This is a genomic window from Pseudomonas gingeri (genome assembly GCF_013385425.1).
Classification (GTDB): domain Bacteria; phylum Pseudomonadota; class Gammaproteobacteria; order Pseudomonadales; family Pseudomonadaceae; genus Aquipseudomonas; species Aquipseudomonas gingeri_D.
This window is the reverse complement of sequence record NZ_JACAQA010000002.1, coordinates 450,771-464,437: the sequence shown is the minus strand read 5'-3', so window position 1 is coordinate 464,437 and position 13,667 is coordinate 450,771. Positions and strand designations below refer to the sequence as shown.

The following is a 13,667-nucleotide window of genomic DNA, read 5'->3' as shown; positions in this document are numbered from 1 at the left end:
TGATGGCTTATGAATACTATGAAATTAATCGAGCTGGGCAGGGGCTTTTTAAATGGGAAAGTTAGCGCTCATAAATTCTCTGAAGATATATGTGTTGAAAGAAGGGGGCTGCGTGGTGTAAAAAATCGAAGCGAGGATGTTTTAAATTGTGGAGGGGAGTTATTTATGCTGGCCGAAATTTACAATCCTGATGAAGATAGGGCTGACTATGAGCTCGATGAAAATCAGCTCCGCGAGAAAGTCAAAGAGACCTTAGTAAAATTCCAGCTCCTCTGAGTATTTCCTTCAGCTCCGGGCCAACCAGGAAAGAACTCGGTTATCCTGTAAAAGCGGTAAAGAGTGTTCTTTCCTGGCCTTTGTTACTGTCAGTGCTGACTCAGCCCAGCGCTTCACGCAACCGATGCCACAGCATCCCCAGCGCCAGCAACGGCGAGCGCAAGGCCTTGCCCCCCGGGAAGGTCATATGCGGCACCGCGCTGAAGATATCCATGCCTTTGCTTTGCCCTGCATGGATAGCCTCGGCCAACAACCGCGCGGTCCAGTGGGTCACGTTGACGCCATGCCCCGAATAACCCTGGGCATAGAACACATTCGGATGCTGTTGCAGGCGCCCGACCTGGGGGAAACGATTGGCAGTGATGCCGATCATGCCGCCCCATTGATAGTCGATGCGCGCATCCGCCAGTTGCGGGAACACCTTGAGCATCTTCGGTCGCATATAGGCGGCGATATCCGCCGGGTCGCGTCCGGAGTAATGGCAGGCACCGCCGAACAACAGGCGCTTGTCGGCAGAAAGACGGTAGTAATCCAGCCCGACCTTCTGGTCGCACAGTGACAGGTTCTGCGGAATCAACTCGGCCGCCATCTCGGCGGCCAATGGTTCGGTGGCGATGATATAGCTGCCGGCGGGCAGCACCTTGCCGCTCAAACGTGGTTCCAGATCTTCCAGGTGCGCGTTGCAGGCCAGCACCAGGCTGTTGGCGCGCACGCTACCGGCGGCACAACGCACCTCCACCGTACTGCCATGGATCAGCTCCAGCACCGGGCTATGTTCGAAGATCTGAACCCCCAGCGCCTTCGCCACCCGCGCTTCACCGAGTACCAGGTTGAGCGGGTGCAAATGCCCCGAACCCTTGTCGATCAGACCGCCGACATAGGCTGTGCTGGCCACCACCTGGGCCATGTCCTGGGGCCCGACAATCCGGGTTTCATGGGCATAACCCAGTTCCGCCAGATGCGCCTGCTCGGCCCGGAACGCCGCGAACTGCGCCGGGGTGTTGGCCAGTTCGCAGAAGCCCCAGCGCAGGTCGCAGTCGATGGCGTGCTCGCGGATGCGATTGCCCACCACCTCGACCGACTCGATACCGGCACGCTCCAGATAACGCACACCTTGCGCACCGACGTATTTGGCGAAACCGCTGACATCATGGCCGATGCCCCGAATCAACTGCCCGCCATTGCGCCCGCTGGCGCCCCAGCCGATCCGCCGGCCTTCCAGCAGCACCACCGACAGCCCACGCTGCGCCAGTTCGATGGCGGTGTTGACGCCGGTAAAACCGCCGCCGATCACGCACACATCGGCAGTCACCTGGGAGTCGAGCCGGGGATAATCCGGCATCGAACCGGCGGTCGCCGCGTAATAGGAGCGAGCGTGTTCCATTGGGCTGGCTTGACTCATTTGTTGGACTTCACTTTGCTCCAGGAGCGGGTCATCAGGCGCATGATCTCAGGTGTCGGTGTGGTGGAGATGTAGAGCTTATCGAGGACTTCCTGGGACGGATAGACCTCGGGGTTGTTCACCAGCGCTTCATCCATGTACTGCTTGGCCGCCGGGTTGGGGTTGGCGTAGCCGACGGTGGCGCTGACCTTGGCAATCACCTGCGGGTCCAGCAGGTAATTGATGAAGGCATGGGCCTCTTTCACATTGGCCGCATCGGCGGGAATCGCCAGCAGGTCGAACCACAGGTTGCTGCCCTCCTTGGGAATCGAATAGGCGATGTTGATGCCGTTCTTCGCTTCCTTGGCCCGGTTCGCGGCCTGGAACACATCACCCGAGTAACCGAAGGCAATGCAGATATCACCGTTGGCCAGGTCCGAGATGTACTTGGACGAGTGGAAATAGGTGATATAGGGCCGCAGGGTCAGCAGCTTGGCTTCAGCCTTCTTGTAGTCCTCGGGTTTCGAACTGCGTGGGTCCATGCCCATGTAGTTGAGCACCGCCGGGAACACTTCGTCGGCCGAGTCCATGAACGAGACGCCGCATTGGGTGAGCTTCTTCAGGTTCTCCGGTTCGAACAGCACCGCCCAGGAGTCGATATGGTCGATGCCCAGCACCTGCTTGATCTTGTCGACGTTGTAGCCGATGCCGTTGGTACCCCACAGGTACGGCACCGAGTGTTCATTGCCCGGGTCGTTTTTCTCCAGCAGCTTGAGCAGTTTGGGATCGAGGTTCTTCCAGTTCGGCAACTGCGAGCGATCCAGTCTCAGGAAGGCCCCGGCTTTCACCTGGCGGCCGAGAAAATGGTTGGAAGGCACCACCACGTCGTAGCCGGTGCGGCCGGCGAGCAACTTGCCTTCCAGGGTTTCGTTGGAGTCGAAGACGTCGTAGATCACCTTGATACCGGTCTTGCCCTGGAAGTCGGCGAGGGTGGTATCACCGATATAGTCGGTCCAGTTGTAGACGCTGACGGTCGGCTCGGCTTGTGTGGTGGCGCTGAACAGCAAGGCCAGTGCTAGCGGAACGACGGATTTCAATAGACGCATTCGACACCTCTTGTCGGGGTTGTTTTTCGGTCTGGGTAAAGGTTCTGGATCAGACGCTCAGCAGCAGGAACTCCCGCTCCCAGGAACTGATCACACGCTTGAAGTTTTCGTGTTCGGCACGTTTCACCGCCACATAGCCACGGACAAACTGGGTGCCCAGGTAGCGTTCGATGGTCGGGCAGTCTTCCATGTGCGCCAGCGCGTCCTCGATGGTGATCGGCAGGCGCAGATTGCGGCGTTCATAAGCGCGGCCTTCGACCTTGGCGCTCGGTTCGATCTGCTCGACCATGCCCAGGTAGCCGCACAACAGGCTTGCGGCAATCGCCAGGTAAGGGTTGGCATCCGCGCCCGGCAGGCGGTTTTCCACGCGCATGGCGTCGGGGCTGGAGGTCGGCACCCGCAGGCCGACGGTGCGGTTTTCCTCGCCCCACTCGACATTGACCGGCGCCGAAGTGTCCGGCAGGAAGCGGCGGAACGAGTTGACGTTGGGGGCGAACATCGGCAGCAGCTTGGGGATGTACTTCTGCAGACCGCCGATATGGTGCAGGAACAGCTGGCTCATCTGTCCGTCGGCATCGACGAAGATCGGTTTGCCGGTGACGCTGTCGACCACGCTCTGGTGCAGGTGCATGGCGCTGCCGGGCTCGTCGGCGATCGGCTTGGCCATAAAGGTCGCGGTGACGTTGTGCTTGAGCGCGGCTTCGCGCAGGGTGCGCTTGAACACGGTGATCTGGTCGGCCAGGTCGAGGGCATCGCCGTGACGGAAGTTGATTTCCATCTGCGCCGGGCCGTCTTCGTGAATCAGCGTATCGAGGTCCAGGCCCTGGGCTTCGCACCAGTCGTAGACGTCTTCGAACAGCGGGTCGAATTCGTTGGCGGCATCGATGGAGAACGACTGCCGACCGCTTTCCGCGCGACCCGAACGCCCCAGCGGGGCCTTGAGCGGCAGGTCCGGGTCTTCACAGCGCTGGGTCAGGTAGAACTCCATCTCCGGAGCGACTATGGGCTGCCAGCCTTTGTCGGCATACAGCTTGAGGACCTTCTTCAGGACATTGCGCGGCGACAACTCGATAGGGTTGCCCTGCTTGTCGAAGGTGTCGTGGATCACGATGGCGGTGGGCTCGATGGCCCATGGCACCACATACATGGCCGACGAATCCGGCCGGCAGATCATGTCGATATCGGCAGGGTCGAGCAGGTCGTAATAGACATCGTCGTCGACAAAGTCCCCTGTTACCGTTTGCAAAAGCACACTTTCCGGCAGGCGCATGCCTCGCTCATGCAGGAACTTGTTGGTGGGTGCGATCTTGCCGCGGGCGATACCGGTCAGGTCACTGACCACGCACTCTACTTCGGTAATCTTGTGTTCTTTCAGCCACGAAGACAGCTGATCGAAAGGGGCATTCATAAAGACCTCGTTGTTGGTTTTTTTCTGCGCCGGGTGATCTGTCTGCATCCCGGCCGAGCGGCGAGAGACTTCCCCTGCGGCGCATTGGCGACTATCTTGGGCGAGCGATGGGGGTCCCATCTATCCACTTTATGACGGCATAAGACGCACCAAATGAGTGCGAACGGTCATCCGATGACAGAGTCAAACGCCTTGCGGGTTCAAGCGTTCAATACCGCCGATGTGGCCGAACAGATACGCGCCACACCGGGTTGGGTGCAGCATTACCAGCAGATGTCGCCGGGGCATTTCGCCGGGCAGATTCGTTACCTGGACCTGCAAGGGGTGCAGATCTACGAGGAGTGCATGAACACCCGGGTCGAGCAGAACTTCAGTGCGCCGTCGGGGGCGCTGGCCTTCTGTTTCGATCGCAGTGACAACGCCTTGTATGTGCTCAACGGCGAGAGCCGCAATATCTGGATCACCCCCGAGAACTACCAGGAAGTGGCGGTGGTGTTCGGTCCGGAGTTCGTGCAGCACCATGGCCTGGATGTGGCACGGCTGGAGGGGTTGTTCATGGCGCCGCTCAATTCGCAACAGAACGGCTTGTTCAGCCGCTGGCTGAGCGGGACCTTGACCCGCCTGGCGCAGACTTTCGATCCGCCGAGCCGGGAAAGCCTGACCCAACAACTGCTGGACGACTGTCTCTACATTCTCGATAACGCTGTCTGCCTGGACCCAGGTTCCTTGCAGCGCCGCGCCGAGGAGCGTTCGATCATGAAGCGCATCGGCGAGTGGGCGGCCGATTCGCCTGATGAGACCCTCAACCTGCTGGAGCTGTCCGGCTTCGCCGGGGTTTCATTGCGTCAGTTGCAGCACACCTTCAAGGCCTACACAGGCATGACGCCGAGCCATTGGCTGCGCTTGCGCCGGCTCAACAGTGCCCGCCATGAATTGCTCGGGCGCAATGCCTTGGACAAGACGGTGGCCGAGGTGGCGATGAATTGGTCGTTCTGGCACCTGGGGCGGTTTTCGAACAGCTATCGGGCGCTGTTCGGCGAACTGCCCAGCGAGACCCTCAAGCGCGGTCAGCGGCTGCGCTGAGACCGCGTCTCAGGCATCACGCAACAGGTCGTTGGCGTTGAGCAGGGCGTAGGCGATCTCCGGGTTTTTCTCCAGGCCACGGCGGATCGCGGCCGGAATCGACTGGCGGGTCTTGCGGCACAGGCCGGGGTGGTCGGCGATCTGGATATCGATGCCACGCATGGTGCGTACTTCATTGAAGCCCGGGACGACGGACACCCGCAGACCCAACTGTTCGTATATCCGTTTTTGCAGGTGTTCGAGGTCGGCCAGGCTCTTGAGGTTTTCCAGACGTTCGAGCAGCACCTTTTCCTGCTGGCGGGTCAGGCCCAGGATGCGCAGGTCGGCGCCGGCTATTTGCAGCAGTTGTTCCCGCTCGCAAATGCAGGCGCCGGGTGGGCAGGGCTGACGGATCGGAAGTGAGACTGTCATGGGTTCCGATCATAGCCAACCCGGCCGGCGTTTGCCTATCCGCTTACTTGACGCCCTCCAGTGCGTTCAGGATCTGGTAGGCGGCTTTTACCCTGACCGGGTTGGGATAGTTTTTGTTGGCCAGCATCACGATGCCGATTTTCTTCGCCGGCACGTAGACGACGTAAGCGCCGAAGCCACGGGTCGCCCCGGTTTTGTTGAACAGCGCATTCTTTTGCGGCGGCTGCGCGGGGTTGAATGGAGTGGTGATCTTGTGGGCCTCGTAGGCCATTTCCGAGGAGTTACCCGTCACTAACTGCTCAAGTTTGATCGGGTAGGGGTAGAACTCCCATCCCAGCCCCTGGGTGGTCCCATCGATCTGGTAGTAGCCGCTCTGCGTCAGGTCGATAGCTTTGTGCAGCGGGGCTTCGAGGGTTTCCGGCTGGAGGTTGGCCTCGACAAAACGCAGCAGGTCGGTTGCGGTGGTCTTGATGCCGTAGGCTTCGGCATCCAGTGCGCCCGGGCCGACCCGTACGGATTGGCCATCCTGGGTGTAACCCTCGGCGTAATGGCCCATCTGCGCCGGCGGCACGTGGAGATAGGTGTGCTTCATGCCCAGCGCCGGCAGCAGGTTTTTTTCGATCAGTTCGTCGTAGGGTGCGCCGAGGCTTTTCGCGGCCACATAACCGAAGAGCCCCAGGCTCGGGTTCGAATACTGCCGATAGGTGCCGGCCGGATAGGTCGGTTTCCATTGCTTGAAGTAGTCGAGCATCTTGTCCTGGGCGTCGAACGCGTCCGGGAACTGCAGGGGCAGGCCACCTGCGGAGTAGGTGCCGAGTTGCAACACCGTGATGTTGTCGAAGGCGCTGCCTTGCAGCTCCGGCAGGTAGTGGCTGACCCGCTCCGACGGGACGAGCTTGCCCTGGGCCTGGGCATAGCCGGCGAGGGTGGCGGCGAAGGTCTTGCTGACCGAGCCGATCTCGAACAGGGTGTCATCGGTCACCGCTTGCCGATTGCTCTTCGAGGCCATTCCGTAGTTGAAGTGATATGGCTTCCCGTTCACCAGCACGGCCACCGCCATGCCGGGAATATTCTGCTCCTGCATGATCGGGGCGATAGCGGCGTCGACGATGGACTTGACGTCGGCCTGGGGCGTGTCCGCCGCGAAGCTGTTGCTGGCGCCGATCAGCAGGAGGGAGGTCACCAGGACTTCCAGTTTGGCAAGGTTCTTCTTGAACATGGTTCAAAGGCTCCCAATATGTTTCATTATGTTAACCGCTCGCCCAGGAGCGGTTTTTTGTGTCGAAAATACGCCGGTGCGATTATCCGGCTGCACTGACGAGTGGGGAAAATCCCCGATTTACGCGGCTTTCCGTGAGTTTCAGCGGCCCATGCAAATGCCAGGACGCCGAATGTAGTCAGTGGGCGGGAAATCGACAAACAATGAAATTTCGGATTGGCTATTAGAAAAACTAGGGGCTTGATCATGGTTCGACCGCACTTGCCGTTGAATGCGCTGCGCGCTTTCGAGGCGTCCGCGCGGCACCTGAGTTTCACCCGGGCGGCGATTGAACTGTGCGTGACCCAGGCCGCGGTGAGTCATCAGGTCAAGAGCCTTGAGCGCCAGTTGAAGGTGACGTTGTTCAAGCGCGTTGCCCGCGGACTGATGCTGACAGCCGAAGGCGAAAGCCTGTTGCCAGTGCTCAACGAGTCCTTCGACCGGATTGCCCAGACCCTGGGGCGGTTCGAGGGCGGGCATTATCGGGAGGTGCTCACGGTGGGTGCGGTGGGGACTTTTGCGCTGGGCTGGCTGTTACCGCGCCTGGCGGACTTTCGCGCCCGGCATCCCTTTATCGATTTGCGGCTGTCGACCCACAACAACCGCGTCGATGTGGCCGCCGAGGGCCTGGATTTCGCCATCCGCTTCGGCGCCGGGGCCTGGCACGGGGTAGAGGCGATGCACCTGCTGGAAACGCCCCTTTCAGTGCTGTGCACCGCGCCGATTGCCCGGCAACTCAAAGCCCCCGCCGATGTGCTGAAGCAGACGCTGCTGCGCTCTTATCGGACGGACGAGTGGCCGCGATGGTTTCAGGCAGCGGGCTTGCCGGACGAAGGGCGGGTACCGGAGAGCATCGTCTTCGATTCCTCGCTGGCGATGATGGAGGCGGCGCTTCAGGGGGCGGGCGTGGCGTTGGTGCCGGTGATGATGTTCGCCCGGCAATTGGAGGCGGAGCTTGTTCTACAACCCTTCGATGTCGAGATTGCCACGGGCAGCTACTGGCTGACGCGTTTGCAGTCGCGTCCTGAAACCTCGGCGATGGCGGCGTTCAGGAGTTGGCTGGGTGAGGCCGTGGCTACGCTTTAAGTCGCGCTCAGGCGTGAAGCAGGGCAATGGTGAAGGACACGACAACGGCGCAGGCAATGGCAAAATTGAGATTCATGGGGGCTTCGTCCGGGACTGTGGAGGCGGGCCTATCCTGGACGGATCGCGGGCAAATAAAAAATTCTGTTTTGCGATTTGAATGATCAATCGAAATGATGATTCAAACGCCGGGTTATAGGTACGGCGAAGCGGGCAGGGCCGCAACGGGCTCCGGGCTCAGGCGGTTGTACATTTTGACCCGACGGTGGTTCTTGGCAAAACCGCCGGTGGCCGCCACCGTCCCGCTCTGGATATGGTCCAGATAGCGAAACAACTGGCGCGGCGCAATGCATTCGACCCGGTAGCCCAATTCGGTCATGCGGTCTTGCAGCTCGTAGCCGGGGTTGCCGCCGCTCATATGGAAGTGCAGCCCGTGATGTTTGATCAGCCGCGCGTTCCACAGCGTGCAAAAGCTTTTCAGATGCTTTTCCCGGAACGGCCTCGGCTCCCTGGCATTCATCCCCAGGGCGCGCAGGCCGCGTCGGGTGTAATGCTTGGCAAAGCGTGAGGTCAGGCGCCAGGCCGAGCGGATCACGCCCCGATTCAACTGCTCCAGGCAGCCGACCGCGACGACGTCCTCCGGGGTCGAGCACTGCCGGATCATCAGGCCGAACACGTCCGGATCATGGATAAAGGTGTCGGTGTGCAGCAGAAACAGGTATTCGGTTTCGACTTCCGCCAGGGCCAGGTCCAGAGCTCGGCCATGGGCGGCGCTCCCGCATTCAGGGGCGCCACTTTTGCGCTCGATCAGGTTGATCCAGTCCAGGCTGTGCAAATACTCGAGGCTCGCGTCGTTCGAATCGTTATCCACCACGAATACCGGCACATCGGTTCCATGCAAGGCGGTCTTCAGCAATTCCAGACAGGTCCGTGTCAGCTCATGGGTCTTATAGTTGACTAGCGCAATGCTGTAATTCGCTTGCAGGGGACGCGTGCGCACCATCATGGAAAGCCTCGCTTATGGGCCGATGTAAGTGCCTGGGAGGTCAGGCGTGGGCGCATTCTGCAAGGGGCCAGGTTTCAGGCGTTTCTCCGTTGGGTAACTTTTTTGACACCTGCCCGTACCATTGATTGTCAGGTGAAAGTCGGCAGTACGGGGGCCATCAGGTTCGCGACCTATACTCAAGGCAGGTGATACCGGTAGCACGCCCGTGCTTGAGCCGGTTTTAGGGAGTTGCGACCTTGAGCCTGCGTGTGCTGATCCTTGTCTGGATGCTGCTGCTGGCCGGGTGTGCCGGTCTTGAACGTGCCCACGAGGTCGCGGCGCCGACGGTGGTTTCGCCGCAGGTTTGGCAGCAAGTCGATGTCGATCTGATCCAGGCTTCCGAGCAAGCCACCGTGCAAGCGGACGCCTGGGCACGCAGTACCATGGAGTATTGGCGTACGCGGATCTATCAGCAGACTGACGAAAAATTCATCCCCTGGTTCGACGGTTACTGGACCCAGGAGTGGTTGTCGATCAAGGTCGGTTGGTACCGGCTCAATGACCAGGGCGAGCAGGATCCATCGGCCAAGCGTCTGGCGAGTTACCTGCAGGAGCAATATCGCGCGCGGGTGCTGGCCCCGGTGGCAGTGGAGATCGATCCCGACTCGATCATGGATCAGGCGGCGCAGTTCTATCTCGAACAGATGGGCAAACAACTGACGGTGATCGCCCAGCGGTATGGCGTACCGGCGGACCCGCTCGCCCAGCACATCAATCAGATTCCGGCGATCTCCCTGGCTCCGCCCGCCGACCACAATGCCTCACTCTATCAAGCGCTGCATGCCGCGCCGTTGAGTCAGTTGCCGGCCTATCTCGCCTTGAACGCGCGTACTCACCTGGGGGGAGGCGCAAATGACGGAACATCGAGTGCGGGGATCAATTCGGTCGCCCGGCAGACCAGCGAGAAGCTCCAGTCCGAGTTCACCAGCCGTGGGGTGGCCGGTGCGGTCGCGACGGCGGTCGGTCGGGTTGCCGGGGCGATGATTTCCCTCGGGGTCGCGGGTTTTCGCGCGATCGTCCACGAGCATGAGCAGCCGGATACCCGGGTGCGCATTCGCAAGACCCTGGGGGAGGCTTTCGACAAGGCGTGGCTCAAGCTGGTGTCGGACCCGAGTGGCGGGGTGACGGCCACGACCCACTATCTGGCGGCCCAGATCGAAGGCTATCTGACGACAGCGGTGGAGCAGCGGGTGCTGGTCGAGCCGCCAGCGAAAGTGACGCCGCATCCTTGATCAAGACGAGGAAAATTCAACACGGTCGGCGCTATAAGGTAGAGTCGGCGAGCACGCAGATGCAATTATTTGGAACTCGACCCCTTCATGCAAAAAAATGCTCAGCGCCCGCTTTGGCAGCTCTATCTGGTTTTTCTGGCACCCATGGTGCTTTCCAACTTCCTCCAGTCGCTTTCCGGTACGCTCAACAGCATCTATATCGGCCAGATGCTTGGCACCCAGGCATTGGCCTCGGTGTCGGGGATGTTTCCGATCGTATTCTTCTTTATTGCCCTGATCATCGGGTTGGGAGCGGGGGCCTCGGTATTGATAGGGCAAGCCTGGGGCGCCCGCGAGCCCTACTCGGTCAAGGCGGTAGCCGGCACGACGCTGGCGCTGGGCGTCCTGATCGGCTTGGTCGCGGCAGTGCTGGGCAGCGTGTTTGCGCGCCCGGCGCTGATCGGCTTGGGTACGCCCGCTGATGTGCTCGACGAGGCAGTCGGTTATGCCCAGGTGATGATGCTGATCATGCCGCTGTTGCTGGTCTTCGTGCTTTTTACCCAGTTGTTGCGGGGCATCAGCGATACGCTGTCGCCGCTGCTGGCGTTGGCGGTCTCCACCGCCACCGGCCTGCTCCTGACCCCGGCGCTGATTCGTGGCTGGCTCGGTTTGCCGCAGATGGGTATCAAGAGCGCTGCCGTGGCGGGGTTGGTGGGCACGGCATTGGCGATGGTTTTCCTGGCCTTGCGCCTGCGGCATAAAGCCAGTGTCATGGCCCCGGACTGGACATTGCTGAGGGCGATGCGCCTGGATTGGAGCATCTTGAGCAAAGTCCTGAAGATCGGCCTGCCCACGGGTTTGCAGATGGTGGTGTTATCGCTGTCCGAACTGGTGATCCTGTCCCTGGTCAACCATCACGGTTCCCAGGCGACGGCGGCGTATGGCGCGGTGACCCAGATCGTCAACTATGTGCAGTTTCCGGCGCTGTCGATTGCCATTACCGCTTCGATCCTGGGGGCCCAGGCCATTGGGGCCGGGCGTCTGGAGCGCCTGGGGCCGATTCTGCGCACGGGCTTGATGATCAACGCCTGCCTGACCGGTGCCCTGATTGTCCTGGGTTATATGTTGTCCCACTGGCTGCTGGGTTTGTTTATCACCGATTCGATCACCCGCGCCCAGGCCGAGCACCTGCTGCATATCATGCTCTGGAGCATTCTGGTGTTCGGTTTCCAGGCGGTGATCGGCGGCATCATGCGCGCCAGCGGCACGGTGCTGGCGCCGGTGTTTATCTCGATCTTCTGTATTGTCGGGGTGGAGTTGTCGGTGGCCTACCTGCTCGATGCGCGTTTCGGGCTGGAAGGGGTGTGGATGGCGTTTCCGGTGGCCTACATCTGCATGCTGGTTTTGCAGAGCACGTATTACAAGGTGGTGTGGCGGCACAAGCGGATTGAACGGTTGATTTGACAGGGGGGCTCCGCCGATGGTGTCAGCATCAGTTCGCAGTCCGGTGGCATCAAGTGTTTGCCATGTCCCCCTGGCTCAGCGTGGTACCCGTAAAAAGTTGCGCATTGGTACTAGGTAAATACCGCTGGAGCGCCTACCTTGGTAAAGGCCTGCGCAGGCAGGAGTCTGCGTTGTTCCCCGCAAATAAAAACAAGAGAGTCGGCTTATGAAGTTTGAACCCCTTGCGCGTTCGCTCCTGGCGACGGCGTTGATTCTGGCTATTTCCCCTGTTCATGCTGCTTCCCAGGCCCCGGTTGCGGGCGAAAATGGCATGGTCGTCACGGCGCAGCACCTGGCTACCCATGTCGGGGTCGACGTGCTCAAGTCCGGCGGCAACGCGGTCGATGCGGCGGTCGCCGTCGCTTATGCGCTGGCGGTGGTCTACCCGGCCGCCGGCAACCTCGGCGGTGGCGGCTTCATGACCGTGCAACTGGCCGACGGTCGCAAGACCTTTCTCGATTTCCGCGAAAAAGCGCCCCTGGCCGCCACGGCCAACATGTACCTGGACAAGGACGGCAACGTCGTCCCCAACCTGAGTTCGAAAGGCCATCTGGCGGTCGGCGTACCGGGTACCGTCTCGGGCATGGAACTGGCGCTGGAAAAGTACGGTACGAAAAAACGCGCTCAGGTCATGGCTCCGGCCATCAAGCTGGCCGACGAAGGCTTTGTGCTGGAGCAGGGCGATATCGACCTGCTGCACACCGCCACCGACGAGTTCAAGAAAGACATTCATGATTCGGGTTCGATCTTCCTGAACAAGGGTGAGCCGATGCAGGTCGGCCAGAAGCTGGTGCAGAAAGACCTGGCCAAGACCCTCAGGGAAATCTCCGCCAAGGGCACCGACGGCTTCTACAAGGGCTGGGTCGGCAAGGCCATCGTCGATTCGAGCAAGGCCGGCAAGGGCATCATCACCCAGGCCGACCTCGACAAATACAAGACCCGCGAGCTGGCCCCCATCGAGTGCGACTACCGTGGCTACCACGTCGTTTCGGCGCCGCCGCCGAGCTCGGGTGGTGTGGTGATCTGCGAGATCATGAACATCCTCGAAGGCTATCCGATGGCGGACCTGGGTTATCACTCGGCCCAGGGCGTGCACTATCAGATCGAAGCCATGCGGCACGCCTACGTCGACCGCAACAGCTACCTGGGTGATCCCGATTTCATCAAGAACCCTGTAGCGCACCTGTTGGACAAGGGTTACGCCGAGAAGCTGCGGGCGGCCATCGAACCGCAGAAGGCCGGGATCTCCAAGGACATCAACCCTGGCGTGGCACCTCATGAGGGCAACAACACCACCCATTACTCGATCGTCGACAAATGGGGCAACGCGGTATCGGTGACCTACACCCTCAACGACTGGTTCGGTGCTGGCGTCATGGCAAGCAAGACCGGGGTCATCCTCAATGACGAGATGGACGACTTCACCTCCAAGGTCGGTGTGCCGAACATGTACGGCCTGGTGCAGGGTGAGGCCAATGCCATTGCCCCGGGCAAGACACCGTTGTCATCAATGAGTCCGACCATTGTCACCAAGGACGGCAAGACGGTCATGGTGGTGGGGACGCCTGGCGGCAGTCGGATTATCACCGCGACCTTGCTGACCATCCTCAATGTCATCGACTACAAGATGAACATCCAGGAAGCGGTGGACGCGCCGCGTTTCCACCAGCAATGGCTGCCGGAGGAGACCAACATCGAGGCCTTTGCCTTGAGCCCGGACACTCAGAAGATTCTTGAAGGCTGGGGTCACAAGTTTGCCGGTCCTCAGCCGTCGAATCACCTGGCGGCGATCCTGGTCGGCGCTCCGTCCCTCGATGGCAAGCCGGTAGGCAACAACCGCTTCTACGGCGCGAATGATCCGCGTCGTAATACGGGGCTGTCGTTGGGTTATTGAGGCTGAAA

12 protein-coding genes are annotated in these 13,667 nt (G+C 60.6%); 6 read left to right on the top strand and 6 right to left on the bottom strand.

What is annotated here, in order from left to right; translation table 11 throughout:
• The first annotated feature begins 9 nt into the window (after nt 1–9).
• The gene (locus HX830_RS02560; protein ID WP_152742271.1) at nt 10–276 is read left to right on the top strand and encodes a colicin immunity domain-containing protein; all 267 of its coding nucleotides are present in this window, start codon (nt 10–12) and stop codon (nt 274–276) included.
• Nucleotides 277–376: 100 nt separating this feature from the next.
• Here HX830_RS02560 and HX830_RS02555 read toward each other — a convergent pair whose 3' ends face one another.
• Genes HX830_RS02555 through HX830_RS02545 form a run of 3 tightly spaced genes read right to left on the bottom strand, consistent with a single transcriptional unit; the run spans nt 377 to nt 4,171 of the window.
• Nucleotides 377–1,678, bottom strand: a complete 1,302-nt coding sequence (locus tag HX830_RS02555) for an NAD(P)/FAD-dependent oxidoreductase (protein ID WP_177098870.1) — start codon at nt 1,676–1,678, stop codon at nt 377–379.
• Nucleotides 1,675–2,763, bottom strand: coding sequence for a polyamine ABC transporter substrate-binding protein (locus tag HX830_RS02550; RefSeq protein WP_177098869.1), 1,089 nt, complete (start codon nt 2,761–2,763; stop codon nt 1,675–1,677). Before HX830_RS02550 ends, HX830_RS02555 begins: the two co-directional genes overlap by 4 nt.
• A 49-nt stretch (nt 2,764–2,812) precedes the next feature.
• Complete coding sequence (locus tag HX830_RS02545) at nt 2,813–4,171, bottom strand: glutamine synthetase family protein (RefSeq protein WP_103495212.1); 1,359 nt, start codon at nt 4,169–4,171, stop codon at nt 2,813–2,815.
• Between the two features lie 174 nt (nt 4,172–4,345).
• On the opposite strand from HX830_RS02545, the gene HX830_RS02540 reads away from it, so the two are divergent.
• Entirely contained in the window at nt 4,346–5,254 is a 909-nt protein-coding gene (locus HX830_RS02540; protein ID WP_177098868.1) for a helix-turn-helix domain-containing protein, read from the top strand.
• A 9-nt stretch (nt 5,255–5,263) separates the two neighbouring features.
• Here the strand turns inward: HX830_RS02540 and HX830_RS02535 are convergent, their stop codons facing one another.
• Nucleotides 5,264–5,665 carry a hypothetical protein gene (locus HX830_RS02535; RefSeq protein ID WP_103495205.1) on the bottom strand — a complete coding sequence of 134 codons (402 nt, stop codon included), beginning with the start codon at nt 5,663–5,665 and terminating at the stop codon, nt 5,264–5,266.
• A 43-nt stretch (nt 5,666–5,708) separates the two neighbouring features.
• The gene (ampC, locus tag HX830_RS02530) at nt 5,709–6,884 is read right to left on the bottom strand and encodes a class C beta-lactamase (RefSeq protein ID WP_152742266.1); all 1,176 of its coding nucleotides are present in this window, start codon (nt 6,882–6,884) and stop codon (nt 5,709–5,711) included.
• A 246-nt stretch (nt 6,885–7,130) separates the two neighbouring features.
• Between ampC and HX830_RS02525 the strand changes: the two genes are divergently transcribed.
• Complete coding sequence (locus tag HX830_RS02525) at nt 7,131–8,009, top strand: LysR family transcriptional regulator (RefSeq protein ID WP_177098867.1); 879 nt, start codon at nt 7,131–7,133, stop codon at nt 8,007–8,009.
• Between the two features lie 190 nt (nt 8,010–8,199).
• Here the strand turns inward: HX830_RS02525 and HX830_RS02520 are convergent, their stop codons facing one another.
• Entirely contained in the window at nt 8,200–9,009 is an 810-nt protein-coding gene (locus HX830_RS02520; RefSeq protein ID WP_177098902.1) for a glycosyltransferase, read from the bottom strand.
• 239 nt (nt 9,010–9,248) lie between these two features.
• On the opposite strand from HX830_RS02520, the gene HX830_RS02515 reads away from it, so the two are divergent.
• The 3 genes from HX830_RS02515 to ggt all read left to right on the top strand — a co-directional run bounded on the left by HX830_RS02515 (nt 9,249) and on the right by ggt (nt 13,659).
• Nucleotides 9,249–10,283, top strand: a complete 1,035-nt coding sequence (locus tag HX830_RS02515; protein ID WP_177098866.1) for a hypothetical protein — start codon at nt 9,249–9,251, stop codon at nt 10,281–10,283.
• 87 nt (nt 10,284–10,370) lie between these two features.
• The gene (locus HX830_RS02510; protein WP_177098865.1) at nt 10,371–11,726 is read left to right on the top strand and encodes an MATE family efflux transporter; all 1,356 of its coding nucleotides are present in this window, start codon (nt 10,371–10,373) and stop codon (nt 11,724–11,726) included.
• Between the two features lie 205 nt (nt 11,727–11,931).
• Nucleotides 11,932–13,659, top strand: a complete 1,728-nt coding sequence (gene ggt / locus HX830_RS02505) for a gamma-glutamyltransferase (protein WP_177098864.1) — start codon at nt 11,932–11,934, stop codon at nt 13,657–13,659.
• The last annotated feature ends 8 nt before the right edge of the window (nt 13,660–13,667 follow it).

Excerpts from the sequence above, each read along its gene's own strand:
- HX830_RS02560 (WP_152742271.1), top strand. The coding sequence starts at position 10 with ATGAATACTATGAAATTAATCGAGCTGGGCAGGGGCTTTTTAAATGGG.
- HX830_RS02550 (WP_177098869.1), bottom strand. The coding sequence starts at position 2,763 with ATGCGTCTATTGAAATCCGTCGTTCCGCTAGCACTGGCCTTGCTGTTC.
- HX830_RS02540 (WP_177098868.1), top strand. The coding sequence starts at position 4,346 with ATGACAGAGTCAAACGCCTTGCGGGTTCAAGCGTTCAATACCGCCGAT.
- HX830_RS02545 (WP_103495212.1), bottom strand. The coding sequence starts at position 4,171 with ATGAATGCCCCTTTCGATCAGCTGTCTTCGTGGCTGAAAGAACACAAG.
- ggt (WP_177098864.1), top strand. The coding sequence starts at position 11,932 with ATGAAGTTTGAACCCCTTGCGCGTTCGCTCCTGGCGACGGCGTTGATT.
- HX830_RS02525 (WP_177098867.1), top strand. The coding sequence starts at position 7,131 with ATGGTTCGACCGCACTTGCCGTTGAATGCGCTGCGCGCTTTCGAGGCG.
- HX830_RS02510 (WP_177098865.1), top strand. The coding sequence starts at position 10,371 with ATGCAAAAAAATGCTCAGCGCCCGCTTTGGCAGCTCTATCTGGTTTTT.
- HX830_RS02535 (WP_103495205.1), bottom strand. The coding sequence starts at position 5,665 with ATGACAGTCTCACTTCCGATCCGTCAGCCCTGCCCACCCGGCGCCTGC.
- ampC (WP_152742266.1), bottom strand. The coding sequence starts at position 6,884 with ATGTTCAAGAAGAACCTTGCCAAACTGGAAGTCCTGGTGACCTCCCTC.
- HX830_RS02555 (WP_177098870.1), bottom strand. The coding sequence starts at position 1,678 with ATGAGTCAAGCCAGCCCAATGGAACACGCTCGCTCCTATTACGCGGCG.
- HX830_RS02520 (WP_177098902.1), bottom strand. The coding sequence starts at position 9,009 with ATGGTGCGCACGCGTCCCCTGCAAGCGAATTACAGCATTGCGCTAGTC.